The 1,069-nt window shown below is 72.7% G+C and carries 1 protein-coding gene; it reads left to right on the forward strand.

The features are described from left to right. Positions 1–98 precede the first annotated feature (98 nt). The gene (locus tag A7A76_RS22880) at positions 99–872 is read left to right on the forward strand and encodes a thioesterase II family protein (protein WP_206413479.1); all 774 of its coding nucleotides are present in this window, start codon (positions 99–101) and stop codon (positions 870–872) included. Positions 873–1,069 lie beyond the last annotated feature (197 nt).

The following is a 1,069-nucleotide window of genomic DNA, read 5'->3' on the forward strand; positions in this document are numbered from 1 at the left end:
GAACGCTGCGCGCGCCGTCGCGCCCCCGCGTCCGCCCGCCGGCGCGGCCCGCCGCCGCTGCGGTCGCAGCGCGCCGTCACCGACCGTTGGGAGGCCTCTTGAGCGCAAGCAAATGGTTCGTCCGTCCGCAGCCGCGACCGTCCGCGGCGTTGCGCCTGATCTGCCTGCCGTATGCCGGCGGTTCCGCCGCGACCTACGTGCCCTGGGCCGCGCAGTTGCCGGCCGACGTCGAACTGGTCGCGGTGCAGCCGCCGGGACGCGCCTCGCGCATCGGCGAGCGGCCGCATGCGGAGATGAACGCGCTGGTCGCCGATCTCGCCGCGGCCTTCCATGAAGTGTCCGACAAGCCCTACGTCCTGTTCGGCCACAGCCTCGGCAGCCGGGTGGCGTTCGAGTTCACCCGCCAGTGCCCGGGCTTCGGCCTGCCGCAGCCGCGGCTGTTGATCGGCTCGGGCAGCCGCGCGCCGCATTTCCCGTCCGTGCGCGCGTCGGTCCACGACCTGGCGGAAGCGGCCTTCATCGACAAGCTGCGCGAGCTCAACGGCACCCCGGAAGAGGTGTTGAACAATCGCGAGCTGATCCAGTTCCTGATTCCGTTGCTGCGCGCCGACTTCAAGATCGCCGACGTCTACCGCGCGACGCCCGCGCCGCTGCCCTGCCCGCTGGTGGTGCTGGCCGGCACCGAGGATTGGGAGGTCACCCGCGAGGCGGTGGAAGGCTGGCGCGAATTGAGCGACCACGGCTGCGACATCCACTGGATTCCCGGCGGTCATTTCTTCGTCGAGCACAACCGCGCGCTGGTGCTGGAGAAGGTCAACGCGGCGGTCGCGCGGGTCGCGCAGGCCGTGCGCTTCGAGCGCGTGGTCGCCTGAGGCGCCGCGCGCGCGAGCGCACGCCGAGCGTCGCGCCGCGCGCAAGATTCGCGACGGTCGGAAACATTATCCGACGAAGAAGATCGCGAGCCGGCGCGGACAGGCCGCGATGCCGCAGGCGACGGTTGCGCTTGCCGCGACCGCATCGCGCGACGCGCCGCCGGCGCGGCGGCGCACCGGTTCGCCGAGCGCGGCGC

This window comes from Lysobacter enzymogenes, from assembly GCF_017168095.1.
Classification (GTDB): Bacteria; Pseudomonadota; Gammaproteobacteria; order Xanthomonadales; family Xanthomonadaceae; genus Lysobacter; species Lysobacter enzymogenes_D.